This window comes from Vibrio sp. Vb2880, assembly GCF_033337975.1.
GTDB classification, from domain to species: Bacteria; Pseudomonadota; Gammaproteobacteria; order Enterobacterales; family Vibrionaceae; genus Vibrio; species Vibrio alginolyticus.
In genome coordinates, this window is the sequence record NZ_JAWORT010000002.1 from 20,428 (window position 1) to 43,687 (window position 23,260).

Annotated in this window: 11 protein-coding genes; 3 read left to right on the forward strand and 8 right to left on the reverse strand. The window is 44.2% G+C overall.

Annotated features, from left to right (window positions below):
* The first annotated feature begins 239 nt into the window (after positions 1 to 239).
* The gene (locus R7M92_RS02040; protein ID WP_262635999.1) at positions 240 to 1,202 is read left to right on the forward strand and encodes a peptidoglycan DD-metalloendopeptidase family protein; all 963 of its coding nucleotides are present in this window, start codon (positions 240 to 242) and stop codon (positions 1,200 to 1,202) included.
* A gap of 346 nt (positions 1,203 to 1,548) precedes the next feature.
* Here the strand turns inward: R7M92_RS02040 and R7M92_RS02045 are convergent, their stop codons facing one another.
* Both R7M92_RS02045 and ampC read right to left on the reverse strand, forming a co-directional pair.
* Entirely contained in the window at positions 1,549 to 2,193 is a 645-nt protein-coding gene (locus tag R7M92_RS02045) for a CatB-related O-acetyltransferase (RefSeq protein WP_017635780.1), read from the reverse strand.
* A gap of 94 nt (positions 2,194 to 2,287) precedes the next feature.
* Entirely contained in the window at positions 2,288 to 3,439 is a 1,152-nt protein-coding gene (gene ampC / locus R7M92_RS02050) for a class C beta-lactamase (RefSeq protein ID WP_064369345.1), read from the reverse strand.
* Positions 3,440 to 3,798: 359 nt separating this feature from the next.
* Between ampC and R7M92_RS02055 the strand changes: the two genes are divergently transcribed.
* Positions 3,799 to 5,202 (forward strand): PLP-dependent aminotransferase family protein, encoded by a 1,404-nt coding sequence (locus R7M92_RS02055; protein WP_167416134.1) that lies wholly within the window; start codon positions 3,799 to 3,801, stop codon positions 5,200 to 5,202.
* A 102-nt stretch (positions 5,203 to 5,304) separates the two neighbouring features.
* Here the strand turns inward: R7M92_RS02055 and R7M92_RS02060 are convergent, their stop codons facing one another.
* The 5 genes from R7M92_RS02060 to R7M92_RS02080 all read right to left on the reverse strand — a co-directional run bounded on the left by R7M92_RS02060 (position 5,305) and on the right by R7M92_RS02080 (position 18,478).
* Complete coding sequence (locus tag R7M92_RS02060) at positions 5,305 to 5,478, reverse strand: hypothetical protein (protein WP_262635580.1); 174 nt, start codon at positions 5,476 to 5,478, stop codon at positions 5,305 to 5,307.
* Positions 5,479 to 5,711: 233 nt separating this feature from the next.
* The gene (locus R7M92_RS02065; RefSeq protein ID WP_411974272.1) at positions 5,712 to 15,149 is read right to left on the reverse strand and encodes an Ig-like domain-containing protein; all 9,438 of its coding nucleotides are present in this window, start codon (positions 15,147 to 15,149) and stop codon (positions 5,712 to 5,714) included.
* A 314-nt stretch (positions 15,150 to 15,463) separates the two neighbouring features.
* Entirely contained in the window at positions 15,464 to 16,078 is a 615-nt protein-coding gene (locus R7M92_RS02070) for a phage tail protein (RefSeq protein ID WP_318132582.1), read from the reverse strand.
* 146 nt (positions 16,079 to 16,224) lie between these two features.
* A complete protein-coding gene (locus R7M92_RS02075) occupies positions 16,225 to 17,172 on the reverse strand; it encodes a formyltransferase family protein (protein ID WP_262595941.1) in 948 nt (315 codons plus the stop codon).
* 7 nt (positions 17,173 to 17,179) lie between these two features.
* Positions 17,180 to 18,478: a hypothetical protein gene (locus R7M92_RS02080; RefSeq protein WP_258656456.1), complete on the reverse strand. Its 1,299-nt coding sequence runs from the start codon at positions 18,476 to 18,478 to the stop codon at positions 17,180 to 17,182.
* A gap of 868 nt (positions 18,479 to 19,346) precedes the next feature.
* Here R7M92_RS02080 and R7M92_RS02085 point away from each other — a divergent pair.
* Positions 19,347 to 22,520: an AAA family ATPase gene (locus R7M92_RS02085; RefSeq protein WP_017819913.1), complete on the forward strand. Its 3,174-nt coding sequence runs from the start codon at positions 19,347 to 19,349 to the stop codon at positions 22,518 to 22,520.
* Positions 22,521 to 22,654: 134 nt separating this feature from the next.
* Here the strand turns inward: R7M92_RS02085 and R7M92_RS02090 are convergent, their stop codons facing one another.
* Positions 22,655 to 23,128 (reverse strand): DUF1842 domain-containing protein, encoded by a 474-nt coding sequence (locus R7M92_RS02090; protein ID WP_318132583.1) that lies wholly within the window; start codon positions 23,126 to 23,128, stop codon positions 22,655 to 22,657.
* Positions 23,129 to 23,260: the final 132 nt, after the last annotated feature.

Here is a 23,260-nt window from a genome sequence, read left to right on the forward strand (position 1 = left end):
ATATATTTTCCCGAGATTATATTATTGAAAAATATTTTCTCAACGTGACATTAACACCAACAAAATAGGCATAAACACCAAGCCAACCGTCACTTTGACTGAATTATTAAAATTATTTTTACATCCTATAATTATTAACTTAGTTAAAACAGAGGAATTACTCATGCTTTAATGCTAGTTTTTATTTAAAATATTATACTCTACGCACAACTGTCAGTATTGATAAACCAACAAAACTAATGACTATTTTAATAATAAAAAGGAGTGTGCAAGCTCCTACCGTAGCCCTTATCACTACTGCGTTAATCATATTGATTAGCGTATCGCTTTCTCACTACTTCCTCACTCCTGTGGATAGGCTACCTACCATCAAGCCTTTAGAATTCGAAAGTGAGAATGTGCAGCCACCAATTAAAAAGAATACTCGTAGGCAAAAAATCACTATCGGTGTGGTTGAATACTCTTTTGTCGCTTCATTATTAAAATCAGGAGTGAGTCAAAAAGAGATCAACTTGCTATTAGCACTGATCAAAAGCAAGTTTAATATTATTGACTCTATTAAAAGAGGTGATAACTTTATCTTAAGAACTAAATTAAATAGTAAAAATGAAACTTACATTAGTTCTTTTTACTATTTAGGCAGTAAAACTGATTTATTTATTATCAATGATGGTCACGGCAACGTATTTGATGAGCATGGTGTGTCGATAAATAATCAGTTCATGTTTTCTTCACCCTTTGATAAAAACTACAGAGTGAGCTCTGACTATGACTTAAAGCGAACACATCCAGTGACCAATATAACGACTCCGCACTTAGGCACTGATTATGCCACACCTGTAGGTACACCGATTCGTAGTATTGCAGATGGCATCGTTTTAAAGTCCCGCTACAACCGTTTTGCCGGCAACTACATTAATATCCGCCACACAAATGGCTCTGTATCACGCTACCTACACTTATCTCAGCGCAACGTCCATGTTGGTGAGAAGATCAGCCGAGGACAAGTGATAGGGAAAACGGGTAACACAGGAAGAACAACAGGGCCGCATTTACATCTTGAACTGCACATCAATGGTGTTCCGGTTGATTACGAGCGATACATTCAAAGGCACCCAAACACTGACGTAAATATAGAAATGCTGATTGCAGCGAGAAAAGAAAAAGCGGAATTAACAGCGGAATGGCAACGGTATAAGTAGTCAAACAGGTAACAACAGCCACTTCGATTCGCTCTTTCTTCATTTATCTGAAGCGAGTCCTCGTAACCCTCTGAGCGCTTCGTAGTCTGTCGCACTAACCAATTTCAGGATCAAAAAGAGCCGCTACATGCGGCTCTTAATAATTATAGTTTCCCGATATTCCATCGGTTTCCCCTTTACCAAACACGTTGTCCTCTTGTTCTTGAACGCAAGTGGTGCGCGCCATTATCATATTCACATAAAAAATCAATAAAAGAATAAAATGATTACTCATTGTATTGGTTAGATATTTAATACAAAGAGGCCCAACAATGGCCTCTTTCTGATTTTTTAAATGGTGACGTTGTCATGATACTGAATGGTTTCTATCATATTCAGCGCTTGCCTTTCTCAGCCCTTCTAAATCGTCTGAACATAAAAATCTCTTCAGGCTGTCGATTTTCTTATCAGGCCAATCATATATCCTAAGAGCAAGCAGTTCGTCTATCGTCTCTCGAGAAAAGCGATATTTGACATGCTTAGCTGGTGAACCCGCAACCATGCTGTAAGGCTCAACATCTTTCGTCACCACACTGTTTGCCGCAACGATTGCTCCTTCTCCGATAGTCACACCCGGCATTATCATGGATCGCATACCGAGCCAGGCGCCATCGCCAATATGAGTGTCTCCTTTCCCGACGTACGCTTCTTCAATAAAGTCCATAAATGGGTACAAGGAGAACCAATCAGCTCTATGTGTACTGTTTCCCCCCATAACAATCACAACTTCCGCTGCAATACAGACAAAATCACCTATATGTAACTTATCAATCTTCCATTTTGGTTCCCAATCTCGGCTGAACTCATCGCCTTGTAGATATCTTACAACAGACTCTTCAAAACCGGCGTCCCAACAATCACTGTAATAACTATGTTTACCTTTAATCGTTATATTTGGGTTCGTAACAACTTCATGTAGCAAAGTCACCTTAGACCAATGCTTAGTTTTCATGAATACTCCTATAAATACTATCGAATAAAACACTGCAGATAGTATGTATCTAAATAAACTCTAATAATTACGTAGTGCCTATTACCACTAAAATTCACTTCACCACTGAGCTAATAATATGGTAAGCAGCCTCTACTCTTTCGGCATTAGGGTAGTTTTTATTCGCTAGAATCACTATGCCTATTTTTTCAGAGGGTACATACGCGACATATGCCCCAAAGCCACCTGTTGAGCCCGTTTTGTTATACCAAATGTCTCGACCGAGAGTACCGGATTCACTTGCTTGAACCGGTTTAGCGTTGAGAATTACGTCGCTGGAGTTACCTTTCAATAATTGTGAAAGTGAGACGGGATAATCATAACCTTCCCACCCTACTGCTTGCGTAAATGTATCGGTATTAAAATACTTAATGTGAGTTTGCTCTAGCGCATTCTCCATATCATTATTCAGTTGCGCTTGCCCCATATTTGCTTCGATATATTGAAGCATATCTGAGCTCGTTGATTTAATACCATAGGCTTGCGCATCAAGAATACCTGGATTAACTCTAACGGGGTTTCCCTCAGAACTATAACCAAAAGCATAGTTATTAAGCTTATCCTTTGGTACATCGACAAAGGTATTGGTCATACCGAGCTCAGGCAGGATGACGGTTTCCATCATTTCCGTATAGTCTGACTTCATACTCAAGGCACCGATGTAGCCAAATAGACCAATACTAGGGTTTGAGTACTTCCTCTTAGTACCGGCTTCGTACTCCGGTTTCCACGTTTTGTAGTACTGCATCATTTCAGCGTCGTTCGTTACTTCGCTAGGAAATTGCAATGGTAGACCACCCGCAGTGTAGGTGGCGACATGAACTAGCTTGGTATTACCCAGAGCACTATTCTCTAATTCTGGAATATAATCTTTGACCTTGTCATCCATGTCTAGCTTACCTTTTTCTTGGGCATACCCAGTCAAAGTAGCGGCAAAAGTTTTACTGATAGAACCGAGTTCAAAAATTGTGTCGTTGGTGACTAAACTCCCCTTACTTTCGTCAGCAAAACCGTAATTGTAAAAATAACGCTTGCCATCAATCGTTACTGCAACAGCCAACCCCGGAATGTCGTATTCGTTTATTAATCCTTTAGCGCAATCATCAACTACGCTCTTTAATTGACTGCTAACCGTTAACTCCGTTTTCGCAAACGTGACGAAAGAAGTGAGCGATAAAATGGCCAGCAAGGCATTGTTTAACTTCATTGAACCCTCAATTTTTTAATTTTAACTTATAATTAATTTCTAGTTTATTCCAAGGCTTTTAACTTTTTATATAAAAGTAATCCTGACTTGAAGAACTCCAATCGTTAACCCTCGATGAATAACACTGTGTCTTCAAATTTTTAGTGCGATATAAACAGGTCTAAACCTGATCACCGTTGATAGGTAGGCCGGTTAGATACGAATGTAAGTAACATCCGTTTCCAAAATGGGGAAATAGTGTACTCATTACGCTTTCTCCATATCACGATAACGGTATACTAGGTAGATATACTTGGTATATACAGATCCACATCCTCACAACGCTTTAGAACCACTTTTCAACGTCTACAGAGAAAACGATGCCATTTTCACTACACTTCGAAACTGGAAAAGTCACCAGCCAACAGCTTTATTCCGAGATATACCAAGGGATATTAGAAGGCAGATTACGATCAAATGAGAGATTACCGTCAACCCGCATGCTGTCGAAAAAGTTAGGCATAGCAAGAAACACTGTCATTTCGGTGTATGAGCGACTTCAGTTCGAGGGGTGGATAGTAAAAAAGGCAGGGTCTGGCACGTACGTAAGTAATGCTCTAGAACAAACGATGAATCAAGATAAGAGACCAATAAAACACTACCAACTAGGGGTGTTTGGCACTAACGCAGCGAAGAAGCCAGAGATCATCGCACCAAAGAATCTAGACTATGACTTCACTTTAGGCGTTCCTGATCATCAGAGAATAGCAAAGCATATTTGGCGACACTCAAGACTGAGTAGGCTCAATGCATTAACTCCAGAGTTTGCACATGGTGGTGATTTGCAAGGGTTAGCTTGTTTACGAGAGTCTATCTGCGAGTATGTGAGACACTCGAGAGGCGTAATCTGTGACCCTGAAGACATCATCATTACGCAAGGGTGCCAGCAGGCAATAATGACGACTCTCCTTACATTACTCTCTCCCGGGGATCTCGTGTCGACGGAAGATCCAGGATATCCTGTTTTTCGAAATCAAGCTCGATTACTTGGCGCGCAAATAGGCTCCGTGCCGATGGACGACCAAGGTGTTATCGTTGAATCAATCCCTTCTAATACCAAAATTATTTATACAACGCCTAGTCATCAGTTCCCTTTAGGCTTTAGCTACTCAGTTGAAAGGAAGTTAGAACTGCTGAGATGGGCAGAAGTTAATAACGCAATCATTATCGAAGATGATTATGATGCGGAATATCACTACCTCAATACCAGTAAGCAAGGTCTCAAGTCACAAGACAAAAATGACTGCGTCGCTATGATAGGCAGTTTCTCTAAAATACTATTTCCCGGCATACGCATTGGCTATATGATTCCGCCAAAGTCTTTAATAGAGCCAATTTCAAATATGTTATGGCACTTGGGAAGAAGTACATCTGTAGTGTCTCAAATCCTACTTGACGAATTCATGCGTGACGGTCATTTCTCTCACCATTTACTCAATATGAATAAAATCTACAGCGAAAGGTATAATAAGCTAACTCAATTAATTGACAACATAGATTGCTTACAACGTATTCCAAGCCAAGGTGGATTGCATATAGCAGCTGAAGTATCGGGATGCGCGACACAAATGATGAATAAATTTGCTTCATCAAATGTAGCGGTTTACCCATCATCGCATTTTTCTATCAACAATCATTCTAATGCCCTCTTATTTGGATTTGGCATTATTCCTACCCAAAAAATAGAAAAAGCATTTGATATTATTCAATCAATATTGGATTAAAGCAGATATAAAATTATCGTTTTGCTCGGTATCAATTTATCGTCGCAGTTATCAGCATCAGGGCGACAGCCAGCGTGGAACGCTTTTCAACCCAATAAGGGTTCAATACGAACTGTGTCGCTCTGACACGCTTGGTTTGGCTTCAGCCCCAACACTATATTTCTTCGACTGTAAACGTACTAGGTTCAAAGTAAAGCGACGTATCACGCTGACACTTTCAGCGCCACCAGCAACCCTATTGCGTAAATCATCTTCTTTTAAGTTCACATCGAGCATTCAATGAACCTTATTTTTCTAATATCGAACAGTAAGTTCTGCTTAACACTCTATCAAAACACTATCTTTCGCTAGATGTTAAAGAAGAAAAGACTTCAAGGTAATTAAGGATTTGTTATAGAGTATTGACCTATATAATAAAGATCACAATCACGACATTAATCTCCAGTAATTTACCATATCGCTTCATGATCGCTTAGGATACAAATTATCGAAAAATACCAAACCCTAGGTTAATACGCTGTTAACGGCTCAAAAAAATAACGAAGTTGTACCGCAATTATATCAACATCATTTTCATGTAAAAAATAACGAGCGCCTTGGATACCGATCTCCCAATTATCTGAGAGGTTGTAGCCAACTTCTGCACCAATATATCCATCAAAACCATCCACTTCCGTCGTTATCTTGCTGCCTTGATACGTACTTTCAATATCGGTATCCCAGAACAAGCCCCCCAAACTCAGTTTTGCGGACCATGAATTGTATTGCCAGAACTTATAACCGATGTCGAAGCCCATGCCCTTAACAAGGAGTGGGGCTATAGATGCGACATTGGCGTGATAGTCTTCTGGTGAAGTAGTAGCACTACGCAATGTAGCACTACCTTCACCCATATCAATATAACGAATAGTTCCAGACCATTGATCAGAAAAAGTATATCCCAACCCGACAGAGCGATAGAACCCGGTGTTGTCAGTAGAGATTACGTTATCACCTTTAACAGCATCACGCTCATCTGCATGGCTTGACCCCATTTGAACATCAACATACCAGCCCGCTTGACTACTAAAACTAAACACAGCAATTAGTGCTAGAGCACTGTTTCTTCCATAACGTTGCATGGCTCCTAACAAAATCAAAAGCATCAACACCATGCCACCCAATGATCCTGCTGAAGTATTTTCAACCTTTACATCTCTTACCAACTTAACGGTCACTATAACTTTCCCCGCGTCTTGCAGGCCTTGGCTATCCTGAATGATATATGTCAACACATCATTGCCTTCAAACCCTGAGGTAGGGGTATAGGTCACGCTCTGATCTGCATTCATGACCGCCTGCCCATACTGCGCTTGGACTGAAACCAACTTCAATGTGTCGTTATCCGGATCGGTATCGTTAGCAAGGACATAAACCGTGACAGGGGTACGATCATCGGTGGTAATATTATCGTCCACCGCATTCGGATTCTGACTGTTTACCACATTTACCGTCACCTTCGCCGATCCCGTTCCACCATTACCATCCGTTACGCTATAAGTGATCAAAGCCTCCCCGTAGTACTGTGGTTGAGTGACATAACTTAGTTTGTTATCAACCACACTAACACTACCAATATCTACAGAAGCGCGACTTACCTTCAGCCCATCACCATCAGCATCAGCATCATTGCTCAATACATCGATCGTAACCGTACCATTGAGACTAACAAACGCATTGTCGTCAATCGCTTGAGGGAGTGTATTATTGCTTACACGAGCGGCAACGACGCCAGGGTCAACGACACTGCCATTAGCCAATCCGTCATCATCGTTCGGACCACCGTCTTCAATGGTAAGTTGTACACACCAGTCACCTTCAGTCAGACCCTGTGACCATGAACTGTGCCCTGGTGGCGGACAATAACCAGCCTCGCCAGCACTAGAAGAAACCGTGTTTTGAGCATCCTCAATAAAGTCTATCCACCCCTGTTCAGCGTTATACTTTCGGTACACTGCATTTGCTGGAACAGGTAAACGCTGAGGCAAAACTAATTGATAGCTTTGGCCGGGCAGCGGCAAATTAGTTACTACAAAATCAAAGATTCCCCCTATGCTCTTCATGTTGATATCTTTAGGAAGCTCCTCATCCAGCAATAAAGCTCCTCCTGTTGCGTTAGTCAGAATGGTTATTCCTTTGCGTAAACAGATACCTGGCTGCCCCTCAATGAGGAAGCGATCTTTTTCTGACACAACCTGTTGAATTACGTTACAGTCAGAAATTGCATCAAGATAATCAGGGATACCATCACCATCACTATCATTATGACCTTCTTGATCATCCGGGATTAAGTCGCCATCACTGTCTTCACTCCCGAGCTCCGCCAATGTTTGTACCACTTCTAAATAGACATTCCGTGTCACTGATAATGGTGGAGTGCCATTGTCAGTAACTGTCAATTGCAAATTGTAAATCGCTGAACTCAGTAATTGCGGAGAGAAAGTCAATGTTTCGCTGTACATCTGCCCCGCAATCGCTTGGTTAAGTACATCGCTATCACTACTCCATCTGAAACTGTGTATATCGGACATATTGGCATCACTAACACTGCTCGTGATTGTGACCGGTTCAACACCATTTTCAATTTGGCTCCGCTGCTCCCCCGCCTGAGATACACTTACCGTGACCTTCGGAGCCACATTCTCTTCAAAGATTGTCAAGGTGTAACGACGCTTACTACCTAGATTAAGGGTGCTGTCCAGATCAATCACTAAGGTTTCAACGCCCTCATTTTGTCCATCATTAAGTAGTTCGAACGAAAGTTTGCCTTCGGTACCACTAGGTATCACCACTTCACCAGAGGTGAGCGTGTGGTCATCACTGTCCGTGCTTCCTGAAACCGTATAAGGTATGATTACTGGGTAGCTCGGCGAAGGACCGTTAAGGTGTATCGATACGCTATGATTGGTGCCTTCCGTGGTTTGCGCATCTTTGGAGATACTTATCAGTGGATACACTGTTACCGTTTGACTAGCTTCAGCGACGTTTCCATCAGAGTCTTGAGTGCGCCAATAGACCGTATTAGTTCCAGGTCGGAAAAAGGTCGTGCTGTCGACCAATGAAACAGGTAATAGCTTGCCTGTACTATCTCGTGCCACAGCAGAGCCTAATGCAACTTTAGTAAAGAGCGAAGTTGCGTTCACTTCGATATCTGAAGGTGCGGCTATTGTTGGTGCGTCCAATTTCGCACTTTTAATTGTCACGATTGCTTTCGCGGTGGCCTTTCCACCGTTACCATCTTTCACACTGTATTGCACTGCCACTGTACCAATTGAGGTCGTTACCAATTGGATTTGACTGCCCACAATCGTTGCCGTTCCAGATGTAGGTTTAACCCATTCCAGTTGTAATGTATCTAGATCAACATCGCTGTCGTTGCTGAGTACATCCAATAAGTAGCTACCATCGTTACTCTCGGTAAAGACATAGGTATCATTAACCGCCACTGGCTCATCATTAACGTTGATTACCGTGATGCTAAACGCTGCTAAAGATGTGCTTAGCTCACCGTCTGAGACACTAATAACAATATTATTGGTGCTGCCAACATGCTCATTTTCCGGCGTACCACTTAGCAACCCAGTTGCTCTATCAAAGGTTGCCCATGATGGTTTATTGCGGATTGAAAAGCTCAAGCTACTACTATCAACATCCGATGCCTGCAGCGCAAAGCGGTACGTACTGCCTTCGTTGACGGTAAGAGCAGGAGTGCCACTGATCACTGGCGCGTCATTGACATTGTTAACCACAATACTGAATCTATTGAGCATTGTGGTCGTGAGACCATCAGAAACCGAGATAACAATGCCCTGATATTTGCCAACATCACCATTATCTGGTGTACCACTAAGCGTGCCTGTTGATGCATCAAAGCTAGCCCAAGATGGCTTGTTCACGATACTGAAGGTGAAGGCTTGGCTGTCAACATCTGACACTTGTGGCGTGAACAGATAGGTGCTGTCTTCATTCACTTGTGTTGCTGGTGAACCAGAGATAACGGGTGCATCGTTAACGTTAGTCACAGTAATCGAAAAAGCTGACAATGAGGAAGAAATAGTGCCATCGGATACGCTAATCACGATACCTGGATAAGTCCCCACATAACGGTTACTTGGCGTGCCAGAAAGCGCTCCTGTTGTCTTGTCAAATGTAGCCCAAGGTGGCTTGTTAGCTATCAAGTAGGTCAGAGTATCCGCTGGGTCATTGTCCAATGCCGCGGGCACAAACTGATACACACTATCTTCATCAACTTGCGCCGATGGGGTACCCGTAATCACTGGCGCGTCATTAACGTTATTCACCGTGATGGTCACTAACGCCACTCCTGAGGTAAGATCTCCGTCACTTACGCTGTAAGTGAAACTGTCCTGACCAAAGAAGTTACTGTTACCCGTATAAACCGCGTGATTGCCTGTGACGGTAACATTACCGTTGACTGGCGATTTTACAATTTGATAGCTCAAAGATGAGCCTTCTGCATCGTTACCATTTAAAGTAATGGTCAGCGGTATTTCTTCCTCTCCCGTAGCACTGATATCGGTCGCGGTTGGTGTATCGTTGACTGCATTAACCGTCAAATCGACACGAACCTCTGTCGAGTCGAGATCACCGTCGTTGACCTTGAACAAGAAGAAGTCGGAGCCATTGAAGTCCGCTTCTGGTGTATAGCGCCAACTATTATTGGTCAACTGCTCTAGCACGCCATGACTGACTTGCTCAGTGATAAGATACTGCAGAGTGTCATCATCGTTATCAATATCTGAACCAACCAGCGTGATCACCAAACTATTGTCTTCATCAAGCGTTTGTGACTGTGCTTGCGCCATTGGTGCGTCGTTGACTGGTGTTACTGTCATGGTCACTGTTGCGGCGTTAGATACAGCACCTGCTAAGTCTGCCACCGTATAGGTGAAGCTATCTTCACCGAAGTAGTTCTCATTGGGGTTGTAAACAATCGCTCCTGACGCCGTCACGTTCACACTGCCATGTGCTGGCGTATCGACGACTGTGACACTAGTGAGTTCAAAACTGTCTCCAACATCGGCATCACTATCATTGCCTAATACATTGACCTCGAAGGAGCCTCCCTCTAGTAGTTGTGCACTGTTATCAACAGCAACGGGGGCATCATTCACTGGCGTAATATTGAGCGTGACGGTTGCAGGCACTGAGACTGCTTGACCACTATCGGTTAGCATGTAGGTAAAGCTATGTTGACCATTAACGTTCGCTGTTGGCACAATCTTTAAGGTCCCATCGACATTGACACTGACCGTAGCAAAACTGTATACCCCCTCTCCTTGACCAAGATCTTGCAGGGTAATACTACTCGGGGTGAATGACCCATCTTCAATATCACTGTCGTTACTTAAAATATCGAGTGTCGATGTGATATCTTCATCAAAAGTAAAACTGTCTTCCTCCGCTACTGGTGAGTCATTGACGGAACCGATATTGACGCTGACCGTGGCCGCAAGAGAAACGCCGCCTTCACTGTCTGCGATCGTGTAAGTAAAGCTATCGCTACCATTTTCATTCGGATTCGGCGTATATACAAAAGTGCCTACAGTTTGATCAATGGCTACTTGTCCTTTTTGAGGCAAACTAACTAACGATAAATCACCCGTTGGGATGCCATCTTCAACATCCTCCGCTTGACTACGCGCGCTGACTGCTGCGCTTGCGGTATCTTCGTCGGTGTTGATGGTCAGCGCTTTAGCGACTGGCGCATCATTTATAGCCATGATAGTGACGGTCACTGTCGCCTCTTGCGACTCCTGCAGCAGGGCATCTTTCACGGTATAGGTAAAGCTATCTGTGCCTGTCTCATTATTATTTGGCGTATAGGTAACAACGCCGTTGCTGATCGACACCTGACCTTTAATTGGTTGCGTTTTAATCGTTGTAGAAGAAGCGACCATGTCATCATTAACATCGGAATCGTTGGCTAACAGATTAAATTGTTTCGCCGTATCTTCCTCAGTCGAGAAGCTATCATCAACTACCGTTGGCGCGACATCGTAGCGTTTGGTCACAGTATCCGTCACTGCATCAGATGCGTTGCCTGCGGCATCGGTTACCACCACGCTTACTGTCAACGTCCCCTCTTGCAAAATAGTGACGTCAATGCCCGTTACTTGCATGGTCTCCGAAGAAATTGTTTGACTAGCGCCGTCAATGGTCGTGGTACCGTCGGTCACGCTATAAGTGAACATCGCGTTCACTTCAGCTGCTGCGAAGGTAAAGCTCATCGCCTGTTCGTTGGTTTTGTTAATGCTCTCCTGATCAATGCTGATGCTATGTCCAGTCGGGATCCCCGTATCCACTGAGATCAACAACTGAGTCGCTGCTGTATTGAGGTTGCCAGCTGCGTCGCTAAATTTCTCGGCTGCAACATCAATAGTTGCATCCTCAGTGCTTTCTTCTGCAGGTGTAAAGGTAGCCGTGTAACTGGCGCTACTGCCCGCAAAGTTAGAAAGAGTTCCTCCAGCCACGGTCACATCGGCTTCGGAAAAATCAGTTGCGGCTTCACTCAAGGTAAACGTGAGTGTTGCCGTTTCACCCGCTTTCAACGCAGCGCTGGAGCTAGTGATACTAACGGTTGGAAGCACAGTATCGACGCTGATGGAAAGTGGTGTAGCTGCACTATTGGTGTTACCAGAGGCATCGGTAAATGTGCCTGTGGCAACTTCAATAGTACCGCTCGTCGCACTCTCTTCCGTTGGTGTAAAGGTCGCAGTGTAGCTGCTACCACTGCCAGCAAAACCAGACAAAGTACCGCCACTAACCGTGATATCCGCCTCGGTAAAATCGCTCGACGCTTCACTTAAGGTAAAGGTAATGGTCGCCGTTTCGTCCGCTTTCAGCGCCAATTTATCACTGGAGATAGTCACACTCGGCACTAAACTATCAACGGTTATAGACAGTTGAGGCGCAGCAGTGTTGCTATTCCCGGCAGCATCGGTAAAGAAATCTGCCGCCACGTTAATCGTCGCTGTACTTGTACTGTCTCTATCCGGCGTAAAGGTGGCCGTGTAATTGTCACCGCTGCCCGCAAAGTTAGACAAACTGCCGCCAGTGACGGTGACATCTGACTCAGTAAAGTCACTTGAGGACTCACTTAAGGTGAACGTGATACTCGCCGTTTCGCCAGAGATCAAATCAAGGTCTGAGCTGCTCAAAGAAACAGTTGGCCTCACGTTATCTAACGTAATTGTTGTGCTATCTATACTGGAGGTGTTGCCCGCCGCATCGCTCTGGCTCGCCGCGACCGTCAGGGTGCCGTTGTTAAACGCACTTACATCAAACTCACTGCCAATAGTCGTCCAAGCCCCGGTATTGTCGGCCGTCACCGTACGACTGACTGAGTTGTTATTGTCCGTGATGGTCACGGTCACACTATTGCCAGCCTCCGCGCCGGAGCCAGCAATCAGCACGTCGTTGTCTTCTGCCGCATTGACGATACCGTCGATTTCAATCGGCGTGGAAATGCTAACAGCGGATGGCGCTGCGTTATCTAGGGTTACGCTCTGGGTGGCTACGGTGGAGATATTACCTGCTATATCAGCTTGGGTTGCAGACACCGTCAGGGTGCCATTGTTCAGGCCACTGACATCCAGCTCGCTGCCGCTCAGCGTCCAATTGCCTGAATTGTCGGCCATCACCGTACGACTGACAGAGCTGTTATTGTCCGTGATAGTCACGGTCACGCTGTTGCCTGCTTCCGCGCCGGAGCCAGCGATCAACACATCGTTATCTTCTACTGCATTGACAATACCATCGGTTTCAATCGGTGTAGTGATGGTCACAGCTGATGGTGCGGCGTTATCTAAGGTAATGCTCTGGGTGGTCACTCTGGAGGTATTACCCGCCGTATCCGATTGCGTCACAGCAACTATGAGTGTGCCGTTGTTCAGGCCACTGACATCAAGCTCACTGCCGCTCAACGTCCAGTTGCCTGAGTTGTCGGCCGTCACCGTACGGCTGACAGAGCTGTTATTGTCCGTGATAGTCACGGTCACGCTATTGCCTGCTTCCGCACTGAAGCCAGCGATCAGTACGTCGTTGTCTTCTGCCGCATTGACGATCCCATCAGTTTCAATCGGCGTATTGATGATTACAGCAGATGGGTCTGCATTATCCAGAGTAATACTCTGGGTGGCTGCGGTAGAAGTATTACCTGCTATATCTGCTTGGGCTGCAGACACAGTCAGGGTGCCGTTGTTAAACGCACTTACATCAAGCTCACTGCCGCTCAACGTCCAGTTGCCTGAGTTGTTGGCCGTCACCGTACGACTGACAGCGCTGTTATTGTCCGTGATGGTCACGGTCACGCTGTTGCCTGCTTCCGCGCCGGAACCAGCAATCAGCACGTCGTTGTCTTCTGCCGCATTGACGATACCGTCGATTTCAATCGGCGTGGAAATGCTAACAGCGGATGGCGCTGCGTTATCTAGGGTTACGCTCTGGGTGGCTACGGTGGAGATATTACCTGCTATATCAGCTTGGGTTGCAGACACCGTCAGGGTGCCATTGTTCAAGCCACTGACATCCAGCTCGCTGCCGCTCAGCGTCCAGTTGCCTGAATTGTCGGCCATCACCGTACGACTGACAGAGCTGTTATTGTCTGTGATAGTCACGGTCACGCTGTTGCCTGCTTCCGCGTCGGAGCCAGCGATCAACACATCGTTGTCTTCTGCAGCGTTGACGATACTGTCAGCCTCAATCGGTGTGGTAATGCTCACTGCTGATGGGGCTATTGTATCAATGGTGACACTTAACGCGTTGGATGCCGAGCTAACATTATCATCGCTATCAGACGCTTTAGCGCTTATTGCATGTGTAATACCAGACGCCAACTCATTGGTTGTTATCTGCCAGTTCCCTCCAGTAGCAGTGCCTGTGCCAATAACCGTTGCACCTCCACCGACTTGATCACTGTATAAAGTAACGATCGATCCACTCTCAGAAATCCCACTAAACGTTGGTGTAGTGTCACTGGTAATATTATCAGTATTTAATGGCCCGGTATCCGAACTAGCATCTAAATCGGGTGTAGATGGCGCATTTGGCGTGGTATCGACTGTCGTAAAGTTAAATGTGGCATCATCGCTGATCCCAGCGAAGCTATTATTTGCGCTGTCAGCCACGGCACTGGATTCAATATGAATGGCGTAGGTCCGGTTCCCTGCCAGATCACTGGTTGGGTTTAAGTAAACTTTATTGTTGGTAACACTGATGCGACCAGCGCCTGGTGATGTTGTTGTGCCATCGCTTTCGGTGGCAACATTAAATACTTCAAAGTCGCGACTGTCGGTAACATTACGAATGGTAATATTGCCGCTCTTCAGCTCAATATTTTCATCGAAGGCAATCTCGATGTTGTTGCTAACAGAAACATTGGTTGCATCATCAGTGGGGGTTGAGCTCGCACTGACAAAAGTAGGCGCGGTAGAGTCTGAAACCGCAGCGTCATCAATCTTGATACTTCTGATAAGATAACGAGAGTCAGCACCCGGACTTCGGGTAAACGCCATAGTCACTGTATCAACGTCCTGCCATGCCGAATCATTAAAGTCTGTACCACGGGTCAGGGTAAACAAGTCCTGTAACCCTGAGTTTGCTTCACCACCTTTTGGCAAGGTGACAGTTTCGGTCACTGTTTGAGTATCATTAGAGAAGCCAGTTAACACAAGTTGATACGTTTTATCTGAGTCTCGGGCCGACCCCTGCATAAAGGTAATTTCGTCGAAACTGAAGTTAGTACTTGATTTCTCAAAAAAGCGGAAGCCACGATTGTTGAACTCATTAATCATGGTATTTGAGTAAAGAACACCAGCTACAAACCCGAGGTCATTTAGGCCAGTAAACGGAGTGCCATCCGAGCTAGTGCCCGCATCTAATACCATAGATACAGCACCTGCATTGGTAAGAGTGACTGAGGGCATACCCCCTGTGACGCCGGTCTCCACCTCACTAAAATTGGAACCTGAACCATTAGAGTAGTTAATCGTTTGCTGTGCAGCCCAGACTCCACCGGAAAAAAACGCTGAGAACACCCATGCTGTTGTAATTGCGATCGCAACCTGACGATGTAATCTCATTTTCCTCTCCTGAAGATGACGGCCTTATCAACATGGCCGGGTTATCATAATCAACTTAAATATTTAATTTTTTATAGGAAAGGATTAGCGAAAGATTCAGCCAATTCTTTCTTGGTTGATTAGCTGTGCGGTGGGTATACTCCCGCAGTGGCAATTAACCAATTAATCGGCAATACCGGGCTCAAAATATTAAGTGGCATTGAACCGCCTGTTTTAGTCACAGTTACAGTACCTCCGCCCGAGCCACCACCAGAAACACTTAAGCCTTCGATCTCGGTCAAATCTGGTTGCTGAAACGTCGGTTTATAGAACCCGGGGGCAGAGTTTTGCGCTATATACGAATTACTATCAGGTACCTGTGTATTTGCAGCATTGGTAGCAACCTTCATCCTGCCTGTTACAGGTGCAGAAGTGCCAAGAGGGGTAAAAATTGCCGTATGTAAGTGTGCTGGCATTTGAGTTATATCAATAGTTACCAGTTCAGTACCCAATCTTTCTCCCTGATGATAATCCATCCCCCCAGGTCGTGTGCCTACACCAACTGGACTGCGGCCACGCAAATCAGGTAAACCAAAGGTAGTTCGGGCGTCACCTCCGTATAGAGTGCTAACTAGAGAGAAGAGCGCTGGATTATCTTCAATTGCCTGCATTTGCCCCGAGCACATTGCCCAATTTCTAATTGCAAAATTGCCGCCAAATGCGGTTAGTGTCCCAAGATACGGTTCTGTAGCCATACTGTTCTTCCTTTTAACGTATACACTTAAGTTAAAACCAACCCATAACGTAATTGGTGTGGTTGGTTAAAACTTTCCAATCTCGCATTACTAAATACCGTTAAGGGCTTCATTAATGCCGCAAAGAGCCGTATTGAGATATTTCTTTACTCGCAGGCCGAAGAGCGCTGAAGCAATGACATCCCAGCGTCCAGCCCAGCCATTTGCGCGTAGCGATAACCCGAAAACACGCCTTGCTGTGTAGCAATAACATCTATTGATATGGCGCTATCTAACGTTTTCACTTGTAACCCATGTTGTGGGCTGATCTCGAGAATGCTCCCCGCCTCAACACCAACTAAAGAAGTCTCCACTGCGCTTGCTTGCAAAACATTGGCGACACCATTTGGCAAGCTCAACATCGCACCTCCGAAGTCATGATTGCCTGCTCGCACTAAGTTGACGATTTCGCGACTCGTTTGCACGTTCCAACGAATGTGCAGATCATGTTGGTTTACTGCTCGTGCCACTTCGTTGGGGTTTGATACTTGCTCACGCCAAACCAGCCCTTGCTTTTGTTGCGCGATGAGGAAGTCATACATCAGCTTAGCCGTCATTTGTGACGCTTTTTGCTGAGCACTGGTTAAGGTCTCAAACGGGTGAAATGGTACCTCTAACTCCATTCCTATAGCGCCGGAATCAGCCGATGCCTCAAGACGATGCAGGGTGAGGCTAAAGGTGTCTAAACCGTCTCTTAATTGCCAATAGAGAGGCATCGGGCCTCGATACTCGGGCAGCTTTCCCGGATGAATGTTGTACAAGTTTCCGTTGAAAAACTGACACAGCGAGGAATGAACTATGTGCCTGAACAAATAGATGACGCCATCCGTGACTCGCCAAGCATCGAGTTGCGCTATCAAAGCACTGCTGTCATTGGCGGTATACTGAGCAATATGAATCGATTGAGCGCTCAGATAGCTCTGTAGCTGCTGTAAGTCAGGATTTAGTTCTCCTTCCGGTACTACCACGCCCGCCAATTTATGCTGTTGTGCCAACAACTGAATGATGGGCAAGGCGTAACAACTTCCTGTAAAAACGACGTATTTTTGCTGCATATCGAAATCATCCATGGGTGGCGACAAAACCTGGCAATCCGGTTAACTGATAATAGAAACTGACCTTATCCCCTCCCCTCGCTTCGAAGTAATGGTGTTCAACAGCTTTGGGCTTGGCATCCACATAAAAAGTCATGTCGGGTTTAGGATGTGTAATACCGGAGTCGTATTGTCCGACCATGGCATCTCCGTAAGTATCGATATGGCTGTAAATGGCGAGGATACGTTTTGCCATATCTGGCACATCTTTCGGCAGCTCTACGGTGTTGCCTTGCAGCATTTTTATTCCACCATCTAGCTCAAAAATCTCGCTTTTGAGCAACATGGCTTTATTAACATTAAGAATTTCTCCCAGATCAATTCGATCATCTATCGCTTCCGGTTGGCAATGGTTGGAATGTGCATACTCTGCTTTTTTCCATTGTTGATTAAATTCCGTCTCCCCGATGACCATCATGGCGCGCACAGATACCTGCTTGGGGATCATTTCGCCTTGAATATGTAAATATTGAACCAAATGTTTCGCGATGCTGAGGAACCCTTCCCGACTAAAGCCATGCTGCATCGCTTCAAGTATCAGGAGATCAAACGTTTGAGTTGGCGAAAATTGGGTAGCATCTTCTTCCACTAAGGCTTCAATGTAGTCTGCGATATCGAGATCCGCGATCAATTGATTGAGTGCTTTAATCGCTCCGGGGTGAATATCTACTAGTGTCACCTGAAGCTGCTCTGCGCTAATCCGATCACTTTGTTTGTAGTGAGCAAGTAAAGGCAGCAGCAACGGTGCAAAGGGGCCGCAAGCTGGATAAAGCACTTTAACCTGTGACTTGTTGGCAAGCATTTGTTGGATAGCTTTGTTTGTACCACACGCAAAGCCTTTAATTCGGTACACATCTTTGATGGTGTGTTTACAGTTAAGAGGAGACATCACCAGCCCAGATGTGGAAATGTACTGTCGGGTCAGTTCCTCTTGAGTGAGTTTAGCCAGAGAAAGAGATTGGCAAGCGTTGCCATACATGGTCTGAAAGGCTTGCACCAGTGTTCGGTGCTCAACTTTCGTCTCCTTCAATACGAGCTCAACTGCCGCAGCGAAACTCTCTTTCAGTTGTCGTCGGCGTTCAGCCGTGCTGAGTTGGTTTTGGAGCATAGCCTCAAGTTGAGTCCGTAATGAGTACTTAAGCAGCTCATCCATTTCGGGTTCAGCAAAACCAAACTGTTGAGTTTGTTGCTGCACTTCTTCAACACCGACCGTCTCACGAGATTGAGGACGTTGCTGGTAGAATTCTATAGATGAGCCTTTTTGCATAATTCATGAACCTCACTTGCCGCTGTAGCAGTAGTTAATGATGTAACACACCTGTACTTGAGAAAAACATATGCCAGAGGTCCGCGTTACAATATCTCAGCTCCCGGCTCTAACTTCATAAACCGTACTGACAAAATTGGGCAGAAAAATTGAGATAAAAACAGTTCTAATCCTGTAAATTCAGAGAGTAGTAAATAGTTAGGGTAATAGGCCTTTCGATAGGATTCTTCTAAAGCAAGCGCTTGCCAATCCCCTCGATGGCAAGATCGTTTGACATATGGCAGCCACGCAGTCTCCTTAATAGAGGTAAGCGCGGCACTCAAGTGTGGTGTAATATGAAAGCCTTTTAACAGGCAGAAAAAGCCAATATCCATAGTATAAAGCCAACTATTTATAATATTGAAATTAAAATAATTTTTTCGGCAGTTATTTTGAAATTGCCGATATTTGATTTATAGACTAGAAAAAATCAGTTAGCCAGAATAGAGATCAAAAAAAACACTAAAAATAAGATTGTCAATTTATATCTCTAAAATTAAAGAATTTAATTTTTAAAGTTTAATGAAGTCCAATATAAGTTTAAGGTGTGCAATCTTTTAAAAGATATAAGTTTAAAGATATTTCAAAAAACTTATTAAGAAAAACATGAACTCACAAAAATAAATATCAAAATTATTAATAAAAAAACACCACTAATATAACAATGAATTAAGGTGGATTGAGGATTAAAATGCCCATTTCATTTTCGTATATAACATTTTAACTACTAGTATTATATATGTGGTGAAATAAGATAAATTTATTCACTCAACATATCCAATCGATTCAGGTTTACTGGGAAAAGCTATACGTTACAACGGAGTGAAATATGGCAAATAGGGATGGAAGAATTCCACTCAACGTATTACGACTCAAAGAACTGAGAAAGAAATTAGGACTGAGCCAAGAAAAACTGGCGGAAGAATGCTTTCAACAGGGTTTTGTCGTATCTATTGCTTCTATAAAGCGAGCAGAGTCTGGGGCGAATGTGCTGTATCGTACCGCATCCAATCTCGCGGAATACTTTTCTGTCCCCGTAGAGGACCTTTTAATAGATCGGGCCTCAGAACCATTATTTACAAATGTATCTTCATCACCACCATATTTTTTTATTTTTGCAATCGAAGCAAAGTGTGATTTGACCGCAAAGGCTCTGCAAACCTTACTTCTCAGCCAAAACACTACACCCATAATACAAAACCGAACGTTTGTTCTTACTTGGTCTTTACAGGAATCGGACGAATATATTTTTGAGCGAATTCGACAACTAGCCCTTCAATTAAAGGTTGCTCTTTCGGCTTCGATTCGGTCTTTTATCAATGTGAAATACATGCATCGAATCACTGAGCTATCGGAACATCCGAATGCGATAACCCCAATCAATGAAATCCTAGTTAAAATCCCTTGGGGAGAAATAGCTGCTTGTCCTTGCTTTATCTCGTCCAATTGTGCCAGACCAATAAAACCTTTTCTAACAGGAGAGCCAGACTTCAACAACTGGCATTTTGTATCCTTACACCAAAACCATACTGACTGTTTCGTAGGGCGTAAACTTGAACTAGAAACATTGAATAGCGGAATCAAGCGATGGCAAAAACAAGAAGCAGGCCAAACGTATTGTATTACTGGTACCGCAGGGATAGGAAAGACCAGCCTACTCAACCAGGTCATTTCGTCTTTGAGTCGTTCTTCGTGTTTAACCACAGAGATTCAAATCCTGAATCATGGCAGTGCTGATCTCTTGTCCCCTCAAAATATATTCACTCGGGCAATTTGTTCATTTACTCGTGAAGATACCGATGATTCTATTCGTCAGCAGACTGTCGAGTCATCAATTCCCTCTTCTTTCCATCTCTGCCTTTATTGGTTAATGGGGGTAACACTCAACGAATCAGAAAAACAGCTGCTGAACTTAATGGAGTTCCAAACGCTGAAACAAACGATAGAGCAATCTATCCCTTTCTTAATTCAACAACGGCAGACCAGCAAACCGCATTTGATTATTGTTGAAGATGTCCATTGGGCCGACGAGGTAATGTTGGCATTTCTTGAGACACTGCTACCTTATATTACAAACACCAATATTTTACTCTTTCTGACGTTTAGGCAGCAAAAACGACTTAGTTCCAAACAATCTTGGTTTGCCAACGTGAATCTAATCGAACTTAGGGAGTTATCATCTGAAGAGTCTTACGAGTTAGCTTGCTCAATCACATGCCAACAGAATAAACATATCAATGACTGTATAAAGCTTGCGAAAGGCCATCCTCTATACTTACGCCAAACACTACTTTGTTCTCAGTTTGATAAAGACGTTCCGGAGTCATTGGAACATTTAGTTTCGATACAATTAGCTCAACTTCCAGCCCAAGATCGCCAAGCACTCTGTACTGCATCTGTGTTGGGGCAGTACTTTCAACTGGAGCAACTGCGTGAAATCACTCGAATTCCCGGCTACGTACCAGATAAGTTAGTCGACGCTGGCTTAGTAAAACTCAATGGCGATCAATACCTTTTCCATCATGATTTGATTTGTAATGCTGTTTTCCGTCAAATAGACAAGTCACAGTGTTCAAAAATACACATGGCCTGCGCAAAATGGTATGAGAACCGAGATCGGTTCTTATATGCAGTCCATATCAATCATGCCAAGGGCGAAGGTGTATTTACTGTTCTTGACCAGACCGCCAAACATTACCTGAGCAATTATCAATTTGAAAAAGCACTGACTCTTATTGAATACGCTATTAAAGAGTCACCTAAAGCACAGATGGCGTATGCACTAAATATGAAAGGAAACTGCCTGTATTCGATGGGACGCATCAAAGAGAGTATTGAGGTTCTTGAGCAAGCGATTCATCACACAGAAAATGATTCTGAACGTGTTCAATACTATTTAGACCTCATTAACCCCTACCGTTTAACCGACAACTTTGTACAAGCGATGTCGATTTTAGACCAAGCCCAAGCCCTGTGCGAAAAGCTGACGTTAAATAAATCTTTGTGTGAAATTCACTCGATGAGAGGTAATATGCTGTTCCCCACTGGGCAGCTAGACGAATGTGAGAAAGAACATTTACTTGCATTAGATTACAGTCAACGAGCAAACTGTTTTCGCGCGAAAGCAAAATCGCTTGGCGGCCTCGGTGATTGTGCCTACGCACAAGGAAAAATGGCTCGCTCATACGAGCACTTAACCGAGTGTTTGCAACTGTGTGAAGAGCATCAGTTGCTTTCGATTGAAACTGCCAATCGCTACATGCTGGCAACAGTGATGATCTATCAACTGCAATCTGACGAAGCACTAAAACAGGCTCAGCATGCCTCGAATCTTGCCTATCTCACGGCAAACCGCCGAGCAGAAATTGTTTCTAGGCTTACGGCTGCATGGATCTTTCTCGACCGTAATGTCTTGGTGCAAGCTGAAAACGAAATCTCGACCGCTCTACAACTTTCAAAACAGCTTAATGCTCATCGATTTGTCGCTTTTCTTTTGGAGTCCAGTGCAAGATTGCACTGGTATCAGGGAAAAGAGGAGAAAGCCCTTTCGGACATCGACACGGCTCTAGATCTTGTTCATATCAATAAGCTACACAATTTTATTGGTCCTTGGCTCGTATCTACCAAGGCACTTATTTGTGGCGATGAATCAACGGCCCTCTCCGCTTTGCGCACTGGTGAGGCTTGGCTAGAATCTACCTGTGTTGGTCATAACTATTTACGCTTTTACCAACAAGGAATCCAAGTAGCGTGGCAGTATAAGCAGCCTACGCTACTTCGAAAATATCGCGATAAGCTGTCTAACTTCACCCAAGAAGATCCGCATCCATGGGGTGATTTTTATATTGAACAAGCGAATCTGATGCTTGCCTTACTCGACCAGTCCAGCTCCGTCTCTGAGTTGTTAAACTTCAATCAGGCCGCGCGTAAGCATCAACTGAATCAGGCTCAAATAAGTGTTGATGAGCTCGACCATTGGCTCTCCACATCTACTCAACCATGAAATATTCAATAAACGAAGAAAGTCGATTAATTGCACCGTCAAGTCATCGTGTTTACTCGATTTACCTCGTCAAACACAGATATTCGAAACCATCGAATATCTGTGTTTTGGCACAGTTTCATCGCTGATGAGATTTATGCTGGCGCAAGATCATTTTGCTCCACCTTAAAGTTCTCGATGCTAGGAACATGCTCAGCCAAAAGTAGAGTAACGCGTTGATTTGCTGCTTCAATCCATTTACCTGAACTATTTTTATATCGATAGAATGCCACGCCTGACTTCCAATCATCATTAAGTAGGAGGTTGAGCGTTACGTTATGAAGATCAGCTCCTAAAGGAGCAATGCCTAGATAAGGCTGGTAGCCCTGCAACGTCACCATGATATGACAATCACGCATCGTGCATTGATAGTTGAAACTACCATTGAGATCAGACACCACATTTAACGGTGGGTTAACGGCCTGAAAGATATGTCCTTTACCCACTATTGATTTGTCTTCGCTGGCCACGAGTAGATTAACATCGAAGCTCACTCCTCCAGGTAAGCCGTTACCAATTTGATAATGAGCAGTAAAAATTGCTTGTGATTCTTTTGAGTCCATTTTCATTGTGTTCTCCAACTGAATTTATTGTCGTTAGTGACCCATTCAATGTAGATAACACGTCATTCTGGTTCAGTATCAATTTAGGCTCAGATCTACTTGACTACATAAATTATCCACGGTCACGCAGATGCCGAT

Excerpts from the sequence above, each read along its gene's own strand:
- R7M92_RS02090 (WP_318132583.1), bottom strand. The coding sequence starts at position 23,128 with ATGAAAATGGACTCAAAAGAATCACAAGCAATTTTTACTGCTCATTAT.
- R7M92_RS02075 (WP_262595941.1), bottom strand. The coding sequence starts at position 17,172 with ATGCAGCAAAAATACGTCGTTTTTACAGGAAGTTGTTACGCCTTGCCC.
- R7M92_RS02085 (WP_017819913.1), top strand. The coding sequence starts at position 19,347 with ATGGCAAATAGGGATGGAAGAATTCCACTCAACGTATTACGACTCAAA.
- R7M92_RS02070 (WP_318132582.1), bottom strand. The coding sequence starts at position 16,078 with ATGGCTACAGAACCGTATCTTGGGACACTAACCGCATTTGGCGGCAAT.
- R7M92_RS02065 (WP_411974272.1), bottom strand. The coding sequence starts at position 15,149 with ATGGTATTAGATGCGGGCACTAGCTCGGATGGCACTCCGTTTACTGGC.
- R7M92_RS02045 (WP_017635780.1), bottom strand. The coding sequence starts at position 2,193 with ATGAAAACTAAGCATTGGTCTAAGGTGACTTTGCTACATGAAGTTGTT.
- R7M92_RS02080 (WP_258656456.1), bottom strand. The coding sequence starts at position 18,478 with ATGCAAAAAGGCTCATCTATAGAATTCTACCAGCAACGTCCTCAATCT.
- ampC (WP_064369345.1), bottom strand. The coding sequence starts at position 3,439 with ATGAAGTTAAACAATGCCTTGCTGGCCATTTTATCGCTCACTTCTTTC.
- R7M92_RS02060 (WP_262635580.1), bottom strand. The coding sequence starts at position 5,478 with ATGCTCGATGTGAACTTAAAAGAAGATGATTTACGCAATAGGGTTGCT.
- R7M92_RS02055 (WP_167416134.1), top strand. The coding sequence starts at position 3,799 with ATGCCATTTTCACTACACTTCGAAACTGGAAAAGTCACCAGCCAACAG.
- R7M92_RS02040 (WP_262635999.1), top strand. The coding sequence starts at position 240 with ATGACTATTTTAATAATAAAAAGGAGTGTGCAAGCTCCTACCGTAGCC.